Raw genomic sequence first — 15,563 nt, 5'->3', positions numbered from 1 at the left:
GTAATGATTCATCATATTTTTTGAAGCCAAGTTAGCCGCGATAGCTTTATAAGACCTCAGCACATCAGGGATGCGGGTCCCGCCAAGGCACCCGCAGGTTGTATTGGGGGTCCTGGTTGTCGCGTGGGGGACGATATGAGCCGCAAATATTTCGGGACGGACGGGATCCGGGGCCGCGCCAACGGACTGATCACGCCGGAGCTCGCGCTCAAGGTCGGCCAGGCCGCAGGCCTGGCGTTTCAGCGCGGTGACCATCGCCACAGGGTCGTGATCGGCAAGGATACCCGCCTGTCCGGCTATATGATCGAATACGCGATGGTCGCGGGCTTCACCTCGGTCGGCATGGACGTGCTGCTGGTCGGCCCGATGCCGACGCCGGCGGTCGCGATGCTGACCAAGTCGATGCGCGCCGATCTCGGCGTGATGATCTCCGCTTCGCACAATCTGTTTGAGGACAACGGCATCAAGCTGTTCGGCCCGCAGGGCTTCAAGCTCTCTGACGACGTCGAGAAGCAGATCGAGCAGCTGCTCGACGAGCCCATCGACAAGCGTCTCGCCCAGAGCGCCAGCCTCGGCCGCGCCCGCCGCATCGACGGCGTGCATGACCGCTACATCGAATTCGCCAAGCGCACGCTACCGCGCGATCTGTCGCTCGACGGCCTGCGTGTCGTGGTCGATTGCGCCAATGGCGCCGCCTACAAGGTGGTGCCGGAAGCGCTGTGGGAGCTGGGCGCCGACGTGATTCCGATCGGGGTCGAGCCCGACGGCTTCAACATCAACAAGGAATGCGGCTCCACCTCGCCGGAAGCGCTGTCGAAGAAGGTCCGCGAGATGCGCGCCGACATCGGCATTGCGCTCGACGGCGACGCCGATCGCGTCATCCTGGTCGACGAGCGCGGCCACATCGTCGACGGCGACCAGCTGCTCGCGGTGATCGCGCAAAGCTGGAAGGAAGACGGCCGGCTGTCGCGATCGGGAATCGTCGCCACCGTGATGTCGAACCTCGGGCTCGAGCGCTTCCTCAATGCGCAGGGGCTCGATCTCGTGCGCACGCCGGTCGGCGATCGCTACGTGCTCGAGCAGATGCTGAACGGCGGCTACAATCTCGGCGGCGAGCAGTCCGGCCACATTATCCTGTCCGACTACGCCACCACCGGCGACGGCTTCGTTGCCGCATTGCAGGTGCTTGCCGTGGTGCAGAAGCTGCGCCGCCCGGTGTCGGAAGTCTGCCACCGTTTCGATCCGCTGCCGCAGATCCTGAAGAACGTCCGTCACAAGGGCGGCAAGCCGCTCGATAATTCCGACGTCAAATCGGCGATCTCCGACGGCGAGCAGCGGCTCAACGGCCACGGCCGCCTGCTGATCCGCTCCTCCGGCACCGAGCCGGTGATCCGCGTCATGGGCGAGGGCGAGGATCGCATCCTGGTCGAGGACGTCGTCGATACCATCGTCTCGGCGCTCGGGCAGGCCGCGGCCTGAGGCGCTGCGCGAAGCACGATCGTAGCCCGGATGGAGCGCAGCGAAATCCGGGATTCGTGCAACAGGCGAACGGCCCCGGATTGCGCTGCGCTCCATCCGGGCTACGACCCCCCGCAAGGAATGGAGCGAAGCGCATCCCAGCCATCGACGATTGGCGGTGGATCGGTCGCCGCGCGCAGCGTAACTAGCTTGTCGCGGCAATGTGCCGCGTCTGGATCGATCCATTGAACAAGCCAGTCGTCGTCTCAGAGGAAGCGCTGACCGAGCCCGTCATCGTCAGCGACGTGGCACAAACAGCCAAGGCCGCGGGGCCGGCCTATGTCGTGCTTGCCGGCATCAGCTTCTCGCACTTCCTCAACGACACCATGCAATCGCTGATCGCTTCCGTGTATCCGATCCTGAAGGACACTTACGCGCTCGACTTCGCGCAGATCGGCATGATCACGCTGGCCTTCCAGTTCACGGCCTCGCTGCTCCAGCCGGTGGTCGGCCACTACACCGACAAGAAGGCGCAGCCCTATTCGCTGTCGATCGGCATGGCCTCGACCTTCTTCGGTCTGTTGCTGCTCAGTGCCGCCCACCAATATCTCGTCATCCTCGTCGCCGCCGCGCTGGTCGGCCTCGGCTCGGCGGTGTTTCACCCGGAATCGGCGCGCATCGCGCGGCTGGCCTCCGGCGGCCGCTACGGTTTTGCGCAATCGGTATTCCAGCTCGGCGGCAGTTTTGGCACCTCGATGGGACCGGTGCTCGCCGCGCTCATCGTCGTGCCGTTCGGGCAGGGCAGCATCGCCTGGTTCTCCTCGATCGCCTTTCTCGCGATCCTCATCCTCTGGCGCATCGGCCGCTGGTACGAACCGCAGATCAAGGCGAAGAAGACTGTGGTGGCTCAAGCCCATCCCGACGCGCCGGGCTCGCGTCGCGTCGTCGTTGCGCTCCTCGTGCTGGTCGCGCTGTTGTTCTCGAAACAGCTCTACGTCTCGAGCCTGTCGAGCTACTACATCTTCTATCTGATCGACCGGTTCGACGTGTCGACGCAAGCCGCGCAGATGTATCTCTTCATTTTCCTCGCGGCGAATGCGGTCGGCGCTTTTCTCGGCGGTCCCCTGGGCGATCGCTTCGGCCGCAAGATCGTGATCTGGATCTCGATCCTGGGCGCGCTGCCGTTCACGCTGGCGCTGCCCTATGCCGGGCTCTATGCAAGCGCGGTGCTATCAGTCGTCATCGGCCTGATCATCTCCTCGACGACGTCGTCGATCATCGTGTTCGCGCAGGAGCTGGTGCCGCACCGCTTCGGCATGATCTCCGGCGTGTTCTTCGGTGTCGCGTTCGGCATCGGCGGCCTTGGCGCCGCCGTGCTCGGCAAGCTCGCCGACCACACCTCGATCGCGTTCGTCTACCAGGTCTGCGCTTACCTCCCGGCGATCGGCCTGCTTGCGGTGTTCCTGCCCAAGCTGCCGCAGCACGCGCGTTAACAGATCCTGTCTTGCTGCAGCGCGGCTTCATACATCGTTAGGACATGCGGCGACGGCGTCGCATTTGCGCTGCATTTTTGCAACGCTCGCGCCGCATGCGCGTGTGCGGTTAGAAAAAATCAACCTTAAAAATTAGGGTTAAGTGGCGCTTAAACATTTGCTGGCATCGTCCGGGCCGTGAGTTTCCAGAACGTGAGGCGCCGTATTGCCTCACCGGCCAAAAGGACGAAGCCAATGCGTAGCGTTAAGTCTCTCCTTGCCGCGGGTGCGGCAACCCTGATCTCCTCGATGGCGTTCGCCGCCGACATGCCGATCGCGGCGCCCCCTCCGATGTACGCGCCCCCCGCACCGCCCGCCGACTTCGGCGGCTGGTATCTGCGCGGCGACGTCGGCATGACCAACCAGAGCGCCAAGCGCATCGACGGCGCCCTGCCGGCTGGGTATTCGAAGACGACGGAGGGGCTCGGCTTCGACTCCTCGCCGCTGTTCGATCTCGGCGTTGGCTACCGCTTCAATAACTGGTTCCGCGCGGATGTGATCGGCCAGTACCGTGGCAAAGCCAATCTGCACGGCAGCGACAACGTCGTTGGACCCGGCTTCGTCGGCGTCAACAACTACACCGGCAGCAAGTCCGAGTGGGTCGTGATGGCCAACGCCTACGTTGACCTCGGCACCTGGTGGTGCATCACCCCGTTCATCGGCGCCGGCGTCGGCGGCTCCTACAACAAGATCAGCGGCTTCCGCGATGACGGCGTGTCGTACAGCGGCGGCGTGCTGTCTAACAGCGTCGCCTACTTCGCCGACAACGGAAAGTGGAACTTGGCGTACGCCGCACATGCGGGTCTCGCTTACAAGGTCAATCCCGGCTTCACCGTCGAACTGGCCTACAGCTACATGAACCTCGGCGACGGCGCGCCCGGCAACTATCGCTTGTTCGACAACAGCGCCTCCGGCCCGACCTCGATCAAGGTCAAGGAGATCACCTCGCACGACGTCAAGCTCGGCGTGCGCTGGGAGCTGAACAGCCCGACGCCGGCCTACATGCCGCCGCTCGTCACCAAGGGCTGATCGCAAGCCTCATCGCTTAAGACATCTTAACGGCGCGGGATCATCCCGCGCCGTTTTGCTTTGCGTATTTTTCATGGCGTGCGGCGATGAAAGCCTCCGGCGCAACCATTGGTTAAGGTTAACGAGCCATGATCATCAGTGAAAGTTCGAGTTCGATGGAGCGTTGCAATGCGTAGGCTGATGTTGGCGGCGGCGATGTTAGGGACGGTGTCTGCCGCGCACGCGGCTGATCTCTCCGATCTTCCCATCCTGCGCGGCAGCTTCACCGACGGTCTGAGCAAGTCCAACGTCAACTGGCAAGGCAGCTATATCGGCGCCCAGGCTGGCTATGGTTCGTCCGACGAGAACTTCAACGGCTCGACCAAAAACATGATGGCTTCATTGCTGGCCGACACGTTGATCGAGGCGGAAATGGGCGTCTCGCAGTGGAATCTCGGGCTCGGTAAGGCTTCGCAGCGCACGACCGGCTACGGTGCCTTCGTCGGGTACAACGCGCAGTGGGACGACGTCGTGATGGGTCTCGAAGTGAGTTGGTTGCACGGCAAGTTCGGCGGAATGGCGTCGGCTAGCGAGCGACGCGTCAGCCCCGTTGCGCTGTCTGACGGCAACTTCCATGACGTCACGGCGACCTCCACATCTTCGATCAGCATCAGCGACATGGGGACGTTTCGCGGTCGCGCTGGTTACGCCTGGGGATGTTTCCTGCCGTACATGTTCGCGGGTGCCGCGCTCGGCAATGCCGACATCGTGCAGACGGCCCATGTGCAGGATCGCGTGAGCACGACCCAGCTGGGGACTTACACGGCGCTACAGCCGTTGAGCTCGACCAACGCCCAGCATAATCACCTGATCTACGGCTACACCGCCGGCCTTGGTGTCGATGTCAATCTGGTCGGTGGCTTGTTCATGCGTGCGGAGTACGAATACATCCGCTTCTCTTCCGCAGTTGACACCAGCATCAACACCGTCCGTGCTGGCCTCGGCTACAAGTTCTGATCCTGCGCGCCGGGGCAATTGACAGGCCCGGTCAGTCCTGCTGCTCTGTCTCCAGAAGCGGGGGGTAGCGATGCGGATCTACGGCGATACCAATTCCGGCAATTGCCTGAAGGTGAAGTGGGTCTGCGACAAGCTCGCGCTGCCCTACCAGTGGATCGAGATCGACACTCGCAAGGGCGAAAGCCGCACGGCGCAATTCCTCGAGATGAACGGTGCCGGCCAGGTGCCCACCGTCGCTTTCGACGACGGCCGCACGCTGGCGCAATCCAATGCCATCATCCGTTATCTCGCGCGCGACAGCGCGCTCATTCCGCGCGATGCCTTCACCGCCGCCAAGATGGACGAATGGCTGTTCTGGGAACAATACAGCCACGAGCCCTACATCGCGGTGTGCCGCTTCCAGCTCGTCTATCTCGGCAAGGACGCCTCCGAGCTCGATCCTGAAAAGGTCAAGCGCGGCTATGCGGCGCTCGATCGCATGGAGCAGCATCTGGCGGCAAACCGCTTCTTCGCCGGTGATGACGTTTCGCTTGCCGACGTCTCGCTGCTTGCCTATACGCGCGTCGCGCATGAAGGCGGCTTCGATCTCGGTCGTTATGCCGCCATCCGCCGCTGGATCGGCGAAGCCGAGACCTTTTTCGGGCTTCCCAAGGTGCGTTAAGGCGCGCTGAGGCAGGAGTAACTTTATGAACGCCGAATCCATCTCCATTCGTCCCGCGCGCCGCGAGGATGTTGCTGCGATCGTGGCGATGCTCGCCGACGATCATCTCGGAAGCGCTCGCGAGCGCGTGGAAGACCCGTTGCCTGCGTCCTATTACGAGGCATTCGCGCGGGTCGAGCGCGATCAAAATCTCCAGCTCGTGGTAGCCGAGAGCAAGGGCAGGGTGGTCGGCTGCCTGCAACTGGCGATCCTGCCGGGTCTCAGCTCGCAAGGCGGCTTGCGCGGTCTGCTCGAAGACGTCCGCGTTGCTTCCGATTGCCGCAGCCGTGGCATCGGCGAGCAATTGGTGCAATGGGCGGTGACGGAAGCGAAGGCGCGCGGCTGCAATCTGGTCGAACTGCTGACGCATCAGACGCGAACGGATGCGCAGCGCTTCTACAAGCGGCTTGGGTTCACGGCGAGTCACGTCGGCATGACTGTCCGCTTTTGACGCAGCACGCTATGAGCCTTGCGCGATCAGCGAAATCGGATCGCGCATACGTTCATATTAAGAGCTGATAAACCACCGCCAAGGCGTTCACGTTGGTGAAGGAACGAACGGTGCTACGGGACGTCGAAACCGGGCTCGATCGGTTCGGGGATTTCGATGACAAGCTATTCGATGATCAAGGTCGGCAACGACTACGTTGTGCAGGCCAATGACAAATGCATTTTGAAAGTCGGCAGCCGCCGCCGCGCGGCGCAATTGATCAGCGAAGCCACGGACTTGTTGAACGCGCTTGCCGCCGTCGAATCCCCCAAAATCGCACCGGAAGCGCCATCACTCGCGCGTGAGGCCCCGGAACTTCCTTGACTGGTCTTCCCGATTCCCGTATCAGCCGCGGCGGGACACCTCCCCCCAACGGGAGGCTTACTATCTGGAAGGGTAGACGATGACTGTAGCGAAGCCCGCTTCGCGGCCGAACGTGCCGCATTTTTCCTCCGGCCCCTGCGCCAAGCGCCCCGGATGGAATGCCCAAAATCTCAAGGACGCAGCGCTCGGCCGTTCGCATCGCGCGAAGGTCGGCAAGACCAAGCTCAAGCTCGCGATCGATTTGACGCGCGAGGTGCTCGAAGTGCCCGCCGATTATCGCATCGGCATCGTGCCGGCTTCCGATACCGGCGCGGTCGAGATGGCACTGTGGTCGATGCTGGGTGCGCGGCCCGTCACCACGCTCGCCTGGGAATCCTTTGGCGAGGGCTGGGTCAGCGACATCGTCAAGGAATTGAAGCTCAAGGACGTCACCAAGCTCAACGCGGCTTACGGTGAGATCCCCGACCTCTCCAAGGTCGATCCGAAGTCCGACGTCGTCTTCACCTGGAACGGCACCACTTCGGGCGTGCGCGTGCCGAACGCCGACTGGATCAGCGCGACCCGCGAAGGCCTGACCATCTGCGACGCCACCTCGGCCGCGTTCGCGCAACCGCTCGACTGGGCCAAGCTCGATGTCGTCACCTTCTCCTGGCAGAAGGCGCTCGGCGGCGAAGCCGCGCACGGCATGCTGATCCTGTCGCCCCGCGCGGTGGAGCGGCTCGAAACCTACAAGCCGGCCTGGCCGCTGCCGAAGATTTTCCGCATGACCAAGGGCGGCAAGATCAACGAAGGCATTTTCGTCGGCGAGACCATCAACACGCCGTCGATGCTCTGCGTCGAGGATTATCTCGACGCGCTGAACTGGGCCAAGTCGATCGGCGGCCTGAAGGCGCTGATCGCGCGCGCCGACGCCAACACCAAGGTGCTCGCCGACTGGAAGGCGAAGACGCCCTGGATCGACTTCCTCGCCAAGGACGCCGCCATCCGCTCCAACACTTCGGTGTGCCTGAAGTTCACCGATCCCGCGATCACCTCGCTCTCCGAGGACGCGCAGGCCGACTTCTCCAAGAAGCTGGTGGCGCTGGTCGAGAAGGAAGGCGCGGGCTACGACTTCGCGTACTACCGCGATGCGCCCGCCGGCCTGCGCATCTGGTGCGGCGCCACCGTCGAGGCCAGCGATGTCGCGCTGCTGACGCAGTGGATCGATTGGGCCTTCGCCGAGACCAAGGCCGCGCTCGCCAAGGCGGCGTAAGTTTCTTTCTTCGCCTCTCCCCGTAAGAACGGGGAGAGGGAGAAGTGCTCCGAGACATTCATCCAATCCGGTCTAAGGCCCTTCCCTTGAGGAAGGCAGAGGACACATTCCCATGACCAAACCCAAAGTTCTCATTTCCGACGCGCTCTCTCCGGCCGCCGTGCAGATCTTCAAAGACCGCGGCGTCGAGGTCGACTTCCAGCCCAACCTCGGCAAGGACAAGGACAAGCTCGCCGAGATCATCGGCAATTACGACGGCCTCGCGATCCGCTCCGCGACCAAGGCGACCGCGAAGATCCTCGAGAAGGCGACCAATCTCAAGGTGATCGGCCGCGCCGGCATCGGCGTCGACAACGTCGAGATTCCCGCCGCCACGGCCAAGGGCATCATCGTCATGAACACGCCGTTCGGCAATTCGATCACGACCGCGGAGCACGCCATCACCCTGATGCTGGCGCTGGCGCGCGAGATTCCGCAGGCGGACGCTTCGACCCAGGCCGGCAAATGGGAGAAGAACCGCTTCATGGGCGTCGAGATCACCGGCAAGGTGCTCGGCGTCGTCGGCTGCGGCAACATCGGCTCGATCGTCGCCGACCGCGCGCTCGGCCTGCGCATGAAGGTGATCGCGTTCGATCCGTTCCTGTCGCCGGAGCGCGCCAGGGACATCGGCGTCGAGAAGGTCGAGCTCGACGACCTGCTCAAGCGCGCCGACTTCATCACGCTGCACACCCCGCTGACCGAGAAGACCAAGAACATCATCGACGCAGCCGCGATCGCCAAGATGAAGAAGGGCGTGCGCCTGATCAACTGCGCCCGCGGCGGCCTCGTCGACGAGCAGGCCGTGGTCGACGCCTTGAATTCCAAGCACATCGCAGGCGCCGCCTTCGACGTCTTCGTCGAGGAGCCCGCCACCGCGAACGTGCTGTTCGGTCATCCCAACGTGATCTGCACGCCGCATCTCGGCGCGTCCACCACCGAAGCGCAGGAGAACGTCGCGCTGCAGGTCGCCGAGCAGATGTCGGATTACCTGCTCACCGGCGCGATCTCGAATGCCGTCAACTTCCCCTCGATCACGGCGGAAGAGGCGCCGAAGCTGAAGCCGTTCATCGCGCTCGCCGAAAAGCTCGGCTCGTTCGCGGGACAGCTCACCGAGAGCGGCATCCTCAAGGTGGAGATCACCTATGAAGGCCACGTCGCCGAGATGAAGATCAAGGCGATCACCTCCGCCGTGCTGTCGGGCCTGCTGCGGCCAATGCTGGGCGAGGTCAACGTCGTCTCCGCGCCCGTCGTCGCCAAGGAGCGCGGCATGGTGGTGGACGAGATCGTCCGCGCTGCCCAGAGCGACTATGAAAGCCTGATCACCGTCACCGTCACCACCGAGCGGCAGGAGCGGTCGGTCTCGGGCACGGTCTATGCCGACGGCAAGCCGCGCCTGGTCGACATCAAGGGCATCCGCGTCGACGCTGAATTTGGCAAGTCGATGATCTACGTGACCAACGAGGACAAGCCGGGTTTCATCGGCAAGTTCGCGAGCCTGCTCGGCGATGCCAAGATCAACATCGCGACCTTCCATCTCGGCCGCGTCGCGCCGGGCTCCGATGCCATCGCGCTGATCGAGGTCGACGGCGCGGTGCCGGCCGATCTGCTCGCCAAGGTGCAGGCCCTGCCGCAGGTCAAGCAGGTCAAGGCGCTGACGTTCTGATCCGTCGGCATATTCCGACCCGCGGAACAACGCCGCCCTCTCGCGAGGGCGGCGTTTTTATTTCTCCCGCGACCGCCGGACATTGTGTACCAATGGCGCCGAGAAGACCTGGACCGACGCTCCGGTCAAATCGTTCGAAAAGGGAGAAAACAATGCGTGAAGCCGTCATCGTTTCCTATGCACGCACGGGCCTCGCGAAATCCGGCCGCGGCGGGTTCAACATCACCCCGCCGATGTCGCTCGCGGCCCACGCCATCCAGCACGCGGTCGAGCGCGCCGGCGTCGAGAAGGACTATGTCGAGGATTGCTATCTCGGCAATTGCGCCCATGGCGCCCCGAACATCGGCCGCCAGGCCGCGCTGCTGGCGGGAATGCCGAAATCGACCGGGGGCGTCTCGGTGAACCGGTTCTGCTCGTCCGGTCTCCAGACCATCGCGATGGCCGCCAACTCGATCCGCTCGGACGGTTCCGACTGCATCGTCGCAGGCGGCGTCGAGAGCATCTCGATGCCGGGCGGCGGCACGCCGAAGGAATCGATCGATCCCGAGCTGCTCAAGACGGCGCCGGCGATCTTCATGGCGATGATCGACACCGCCGATATCGTCGCCGAGCGCTACAATCTCAGCCGTGAATATCAGGACGAATATTCGCTGGAGTCGCAGCGCCGCATGGCCGCCGCGCAGCAGGCGGGCAAGTTCAAGGACGAGATCGTCCCGATGAAGACCAAGATGAAAGTGGTCGACAAGGCGACCAAGGCCGAGTCGATTGTCGATTACGTCGTCGACCGCGACGAGTGCAACCGGCCCGAGACCACGCTGGAAGGTCTCGCCAAGCTCGAGCCCGTCAGGGGCCCCGGCAAGTTCGTCACCGCCGGCAACGCCAGCCAATTGTCGGACGGCGCCGCGGCCGTGGTGCTGATGGAAGCCAAGGACGCCGAGAAGCGCGGCCTCAATCCGATGGGCCGCTTCGTCGCCTGGGCGGCGGCGGGCTGCGAGCCGGACGAGATGGGCATCGGCCCGATCTTTGCCGTGCCGAAGCTGTTGAAGCGTCATGGCCTGAAGATCGACGACATCGATCTCTGGGAGCTCAACGAAGCCTTCGCCAGCCAGTGCCTCTATTCGCGCGACAAGCTCGGCATCGATCCCGCCAAGTACAACGTCAATGGCGGCTCGATCGCGATCGGTCATCCCTTCGGCATGACCGGCGCGCGGCTCACCGGCCACATCCTCCAGGAAGGCAAGCGCCGCAAGGCCAAGTGGGGCGTCGTGACGATGTGCATCGGCGGCGGCCAGGGCGGCGCGGGACTGTTCGAGATTTATAGCTGAGACAGACTGCAGGACTGCAAAGGGCACGGCGCCGCAAGCGCCGTGCCCTTTGTTCGAGCAGCAGGTCAGGCGTGCACTCTTTGGGTCACCGGTTTTGTGGGATGAAGCGGCTGAAGGAAGGTAGTCTAAGACAAAGCTTGATGATGAGGGGAAGCGCGAGGACCGGGATAACGCACGCAGCGACATAACCTTCCGCCAGCGACGGCAGACCGAAGCTCGCCGCTGCCCACACGAGCGTGACGTTGCGGTTTCCGCTCACGAGACCGATGGTACCGGCGGTTTGCCACCCCAGTCTCGCGAACGTCATGGCAGCGAGGACGCACAGACCGAAATTGAACACGATCGCCGCGGCGAGCATCACGTCGAAACGCAGGGCGTTGCTGGTCCATTGCGCCCGTATGCCTTGCGAGGTGGCAAGCCCCACGATCATCAGCCCGACAACGGCGATCCCGGTAGCGGCGCTTTGATCGGGCAGAACGGGAATCACATGACGACGAAACCTCATGGCTAAGAAGGCCACCAGGCCTGCAGCGCCGATAATGCTGAAGAGCCGGATCGCCAGCCCGCCCATGTCGAATGCAATTCCAAGTCCGAGCACCGTGGCAAAACTCGGAATCGAGATCGGCGTGAGCAAGGTCAGTGCGATGGAAACGAGCAGTGCGAGACGTGGTCGCAAACCGAGCATTCCGGCGATCGCAGCGGCGCTTCCGACCGGCGGCGCCAGCAGTGAAAGCAGAACGCCGGCCCGCAGCGCAGGATCAAGCGGAGCAAAGGACAGCAGAATCGCAGCAGCGAATGGCAGCACCAGGCCAACCCAGGCAAGCACCACGCCCATCAGGAGCGGACGAATGCTGGCTTCAGAGGGGGCAAGACCCGCCGTAAGAAACGAGCCCAGCGTCAGAAGAAATGCCGAAAAAGGCAAAAGATCGTAGCCGAGACGAGCGAAGGGAGTGATCACCAGCCCTGCGCAAAGCGAGATCACCAGGAGCATGGGTCCTTGTCCGCCAAGCGTGGACAATATCCGGCCAACGTACATATCAGCTCCTCAGGACTTGCGCATCGACGACGATGCGTCTTCAGATTTCAGTCATGTCGGCCGCCATTGCGAACGTCAGAAGAATCCGGCGCTCAAATCCAGGCCGTAGGTTCGTGAGAGCACGAACACAAAGGCGCACGCTGCGCAGAACAAGAGGGCGTGCTTCGCCAATTCGGCACCGATGACCGAGAGGACCGTGCGGGAAATCGTGCGCATGATTGCTGGCATGTTACCTCTTGGTTTTTCAGATCCATGAACCGGCTGCATGTGGCGGCCGTCAGTCGGTGTGCGAAGCGAGGATCAGGGGCGGATCACCTCGCTCGGTCGACGCGCGCTGAATGAGGATCGCGCCGATCACGTGAACGAGGCCGAATCCCAGCAGAACGAGGATCATCAGGCGCGTCTCGCCGCCTGCTCGCTTTCTGTCATGCGATGCCGGAGATCTGGCCCGAATTGGAGACGCAGCACGGTTGTGATTGTTCACGATTGTCCTCATATGCTTTGCTGTCGCTCGTCCCGATCGCCTACGGCGCCGGCGGGTTCGAAATGTAGTGGGTAACGAAATCGTCGGAGGCGAAGTTGGCTTGGCGCTCTCGGGGCGCCTTGCTCATTGCCGCGAAGGCAATCACCAGCGCCAGGAGCGAGCCATAGAAGGCGACCACTCCAAGTCTCCACATCGAAACCAATCGCTGTTCTTGGTCGGACGCGAGAAACCTCTGCGATTGTCTTCCCTGCTGTGCGATGTCGGTCAATGCGACCTCCTGTTTGATGGCTGTTGTGATGCCGGCGTGCGATCAGTCGTCTCCGAAAAGGAGCGGTGCGACGGGCGGCGCCGACTGCGAAGCGGCCCTGAGTGTCGGGTGTGCAAAGGTCGTCAACGCTGCGTCGAATCCGGCGAGGACCACGAACAAGCCAACGACGATCATGATGAGGTGCGCGCGCACGCTGACTTCCGGATGAAATTGCTCCGCGTCGATCAACCAACCGGCATCTCGTCGCGATACGATCTGAACCCACTGTCGTCGTCGCCGGCGTCACTCGGCCGTCACTGCAGCGTTAATATTGTTCGCTAAGGCGGCAATTCGTGTAGGATGTATATCCGTGAGCGCATCTGCTTATTTTCGAGGCGGAATGACCGAAACTGCACCCGCGCCCAGCCCAAATTTTACTCTCGCACTTCTTGGACGTTTTGAACTGATCGGGCCGGACGGCGCCGTCAGCTTGCCGAACAAGAAGCTCGCGGGATTGCTGGCCTATCTGGCCTGCACGGCACCTCAGCCTCAGCACCGCGAAAAACTCTCGACCTTGCTGTGGGGATCGCACTTCGAAGCGCAGGCGAAGCAAAACCTGCGACAGGCGCTGTTCAAGCTACGTCAAGTTCTTGGTCAGAGTGCTCTCAGGAGTGACGGCGAATTCATTTCGTTGAATGCCGTTGTGATCACCTGCGATGTGCCGCAATTCGAGCGGCTTGTCAGAAAGGGCAGCCGTGACGCGCTGACCGCGGCGGCAGATCTCTATCGCGGGCGCCTCGTCGATGACATCGCGGTCAACGCGGAGGGCTGGAGCGAGTGGCTGGCCGGCGAACGCGAGCGGTTATCGGAGCTGGCTGTCGGCGCGATGGTGGCGCTCGGCGAGCATGAACTGTCCGAGCGACGTGCCGGCGATGCTCTGCTCGCCGGCCAGCGTGCCAATGCACTCAACAGCATGCGCGAGGATGCGCACCGCCTGATCATGCGCGCGTTGTCCGCGGCCGGCCGCAACGCCGAGGCACTCAAATATTATCAGGCCGTCGTTGCCTTGCTGAAGCAAGAGCTCGGCACCGTGCCCGATGCGGCCACCACCGCCCTGGCTGCGGAATTGCGCAAGGTCCAGGAGCAGAAGATCGTTCTGCCGGCAGCGGGGGCGACGGCAGACCTTTCGCACCAGGCGGAGCACGTGATCGGCAACGACAGGCCCTCCGTGGCGGTGCTTCCGTTCCGCAATATGGGTGGTGACGCCGAACAGGACTACTTCGCCGATGGCGTCACTGCAGACATCATCACCGCTCTATCGCGCTTTCGTGAGCTGGTGGTGATCGCGGCTGGATCGAGCTTTGCCCTTCGGGACAAGGGAATGACCAGCCGGCAGATTGCGCAGCAACTCGGTGCGCAATACGTCCTGAGCGGTCATATTCGCAAGGCGGGCAACCGCATTCGCGTCTCGGCCGAGCTCACTCATACCGGAAGCGAGGCCCAGGTCTGGTCCAATCGCTACGACCGCCCCCTGGTCGACATCTTCGATCTGCAGGACGACGTCAGCAGCAGTGTTGCCGCGGTCGTCGATCCCGCCGTTCGTAGCGCCGAGATCGAACGCGCACGCCGCAAGCCGCCAACTGATCTTTCGGCCTATGATCTGTATTTGCGCGGCCTTCACCATTTATGGGGCGGCACCCGCGAAGGTATCGTCAAGGCCATCGATCTGCTTCGGCGGTCTCTGAGCCTCGATCAGGAGCGAACGGCGACGCTGGCGGCGCTGGCTTGGGGACTCGTGATGGCTCCGCCGCTCGGCGCCAACATGTCTGCGGATGCAGCGTCCGAGGCGGTCGGTCTGGCGCGCCGCGCCGTCGAGCAGGATAGTGGGGACGCTTTCGCCCACGCTGTCTATGGCTTCACGCTGTTTGGGCCCGCCGGCGACAACGATCAGGGGCGCATTCACGCCAGCGAAGCCGCAAGGCTCAATCCGAGTTCGGCTTTCGCATGGGGTGTACTCGGAATGATCGACAGCATGGGAGGCGATTATGCCAACGCACTCGCATGCCTGCATCGGTCTCTCGTCCTCAGCCCCGAGGACAGCATGCTCCATATGTGGATGACGGGATTGACCGCGTCCTACTTTGCCCTCGGGCAGTACGAGGAGGGCGTTGCCTGGGCGCGCAAGTCGGTTCGGCACAATCCGAGCAACGGCACCGGGCATCGCATGCTCGCGGCAAACCTGGTCGGGGTCGGCCGGCTGGAGGAAGCCCGCGAGGTCACCCGGGTTCGCGATGCGGCACAAAAAACGACGATCCGCGATCTGCGCGCCATGCGCTTTTTCAAGCAGCACGAGGCGCTTGAACGCTACCTTTCGGCCCAGCAGATCGCCGGCGTGGCCGACTGAGCCTCAAGCGCCGAGTGCAACGAGCAGCGTGCGCACGGTCATGAAGACCAGGATGACCGAGCCTATGGTCCACAGCATTGCGCGAATGTCGTGAATTTGCCCGGTGAGATAGGCGAGAAAATGCAGCAGGCGTGAGGCAACGTAGCCGTAGAGCAGGCATTGCGCGAGAAGCAGCGACGGCTTTGTGAGAACATAAAGAAAGCCCGCGACCAGGAAATACGGCAGGCTCTCGAGATCGTTCATCTGGATCCGGCGGATCCGCTCCACATCTTCGTTGGGAAGAAGCTGCGCCGGATCGGGGGCGGGATTCAGTGGTGTCTTCTTGATGTCCTCCGGCGAACGGTAGCCGCCTTGGGCCCTCACCATCCGGACTACGGTGAGCCACGACATCGCCACGGCCTTGAGGATGATCAAGCTGGCGGCAACGACATAGGTGGCGAAGAGGGGATCGTGAAGATTGATTCCGTCCAATTTGGTACCCCGCTCCGGCAGGGCCATACTACATGTCCGAGCGGGTTGCGCCACTACGTAAAGGCAGCCGCCAGTCCAGTCCCAGCCTGATCTTGCCTCTACGCCTTCGCCAG

16 protein-coding genes are annotated in these 15,563 nt (G+C 63.0%); 11 read left to right on the top strand and 5 right to left on the bottom strand.

Features of this window, described 5'->3' with window-relative positions:
• Nucleotides 1-135: 135 nt before the first annotated feature.
• The 10 genes from glmM (at nt 136) to AC0L3J_RS11485 (ending at nt 10,808) form a co-directional block, all read left to right on the top strand.
• The gene (glmM, locus tag AC0L3J_RS11530; RefSeq protein WP_027565344.1) at nt 136-1,479 is read left to right on the top strand and encodes a phosphoglucosamine mutase; all 1,344 of its coding nucleotides are present in this window, start codon (nt 136-138) and stop codon (nt 1,477-1,479) included.
• 224 nt (nt 1,480-1,703) lie between these two features.
• Complete coding sequence (locus tag AC0L3J_RS11525; RefSeq protein ID WP_473347055.1) at nt 1,704-2,951, top strand: MFS transporter; 1,248 nt, start codon at nt 1,704-1,706, stop codon at nt 2,949-2,951.
• A 234-nt stretch (nt 2,952-3,185) separates the two neighbouring features.
• The gene (locus AC0L3J_RS11520; protein WP_473347053.1) at nt 3,186-4,019 is read left to right on the top strand and encodes an outer membrane protein; all 834 of its coding nucleotides are present in this window, start codon (nt 3,186-3,188) and stop codon (nt 4,017-4,019) included.
• A 168-nt stretch (nt 4,020-4,187) separates the two neighbouring features.
• Nucleotides 4,188-5,015, top strand: a complete 828-nt coding sequence (locus AC0L3J_RS11515) for an outer membrane protein (protein WP_456767792.1) — start codon at nt 4,188-4,190, stop codon at nt 5,013-5,015.
• A gap of 70 nt (nt 5,016-5,085) precedes the next feature.
• Nucleotides 5,086-5,676, top strand: a complete 591-nt coding sequence (locus tag AC0L3J_RS11510; protein ID WP_473347052.1) for a glutathione S-transferase family protein — start codon at nt 5,086-5,088, stop codon at nt 5,674-5,676.
• A 25-nt stretch (nt 5,677-5,701) separates the two neighbouring features.
• Complete coding sequence (locus AC0L3J_RS11505) at nt 5,702-6,166, top strand: GNAT family N-acetyltransferase (protein ID WP_473347051.1); 465 nt, start codon at nt 5,702-5,704, stop codon at nt 6,164-6,166.
• A gap of 156 nt (nt 6,167-6,322) precedes the next feature.
• Nucleotides 6,323-6,529: a hypothetical protein gene (locus tag AC0L3J_RS11500; RefSeq protein WP_007614735.1), complete on the top strand. Its 207-nt coding sequence runs from the start codon at nt 6,323-6,325 to the stop codon at nt 6,527-6,529.
• Nucleotides 6,530-6,608: 79 nt separating this feature from the next.
• Nucleotides 6,609-7,781, top strand: coding sequence for a phosphoserine transaminase (locus AC0L3J_RS11495; RefSeq protein ID WP_473347049.1), 1,173 nt, complete (start codon nt 6,609-6,611; stop codon nt 7,779-7,781).
• A gap of 112 nt (nt 7,782-7,893) precedes the next feature.
• Nucleotides 7,894-9,483, top strand: a complete 1,590-nt coding sequence (serA, locus tag AC0L3J_RS11490) for a phosphoglycerate dehydrogenase (RefSeq protein ID WP_247358003.1) — start codon at nt 7,894-7,896, stop codon at nt 9,481-9,483.
• Between the two features lie 152 nt (nt 9,484-9,635).
• A complete protein-coding gene (locus AC0L3J_RS11485) occupies nt 9,636-10,808 on the top strand; it encodes a thiolase family protein (RefSeq protein ID WP_473347047.1) in 1,173 nt (390 codons plus the stop codon).
• 85 nt (nt 10,809-10,893) lie between these two features.
• Here the strand turns inward: AC0L3J_RS11485 and AC0L3J_RS11480 are convergent, their stop codons facing one another.
• The 4 genes from AC0L3J_RS11480 to AC0L3J_RS11465 form a co-directional block, all read right to left on the bottom strand.
• On the bottom strand, nt 10,894-11,799 hold the full coding sequence (locus tag AC0L3J_RS11480; protein WP_473347045.1) for a hypothetical protein: 906 nt from the start codon (nt 11,797-11,799) through the stop codon (nt 10,894-10,896).
• A 120-nt stretch (nt 11,800-11,919) separates the two neighbouring features.
• On the bottom strand, nt 11,920-12,072 hold the full coding sequence (locus tag AC0L3J_RS11475; protein ID WP_473347043.1) for a hypothetical protein: 153 nt from the start codon (nt 12,070-12,072) through the stop codon (nt 11,920-11,922).
• Between the two features lie 296 nt (nt 12,073-12,368).
• Entirely contained in the window at nt 12,369-12,596 is a 228-nt protein-coding gene (locus AC0L3J_RS11470; protein ID WP_473347042.1) for a hypothetical protein, read from the bottom strand.
• A 42-nt stretch (nt 12,597-12,638) separates the two neighbouring features.
• Nucleotides 12,639-12,824, bottom strand: coding sequence for a hypothetical protein (locus AC0L3J_RS11465; RefSeq protein WP_456767801.1), 186 nt, complete (start codon nt 12,822-12,824; stop codon nt 12,639-12,641).
• Nucleotides 12,825-12,906: 82 nt separating this feature from the next.
• Here AC0L3J_RS11465 and AC0L3J_RS11460 point away from each other — a divergent pair, with 82 nt between their 5' ends.
• Nucleotides 12,907-14,979: a BTAD domain-containing putative transcriptional regulator gene (locus AC0L3J_RS11460; protein ID WP_473347041.1), complete on the top strand. Its 2,073-nt coding sequence runs from the start codon at nt 12,907-12,909 to the stop codon at nt 14,977-14,979.
• 3 nt (nt 14,980-14,982) lie between these two features.
• Here the strand turns inward: AC0L3J_RS11460 and AC0L3J_RS11455 are convergent, their stop codons facing one another.
• On the bottom strand, nt 14,983-15,477 hold the full coding sequence (locus tag AC0L3J_RS11455) for an MAPEG family protein (protein WP_473347039.1): 495 nt from the start codon (nt 15,475-15,477) through the stop codon (nt 14,983-14,985).
• Between the last annotated feature and the right edge of the window lie 86 nt (nt 15,478-15,563).

It is taken from the genome of Bradyrhizobium sp. Kon37, assembly GCF_055807535.1.
Note: the sequence above shows the minus strand (reverse complement) of the source record. Positions and strands in the feature narration are given on the sequence as shown.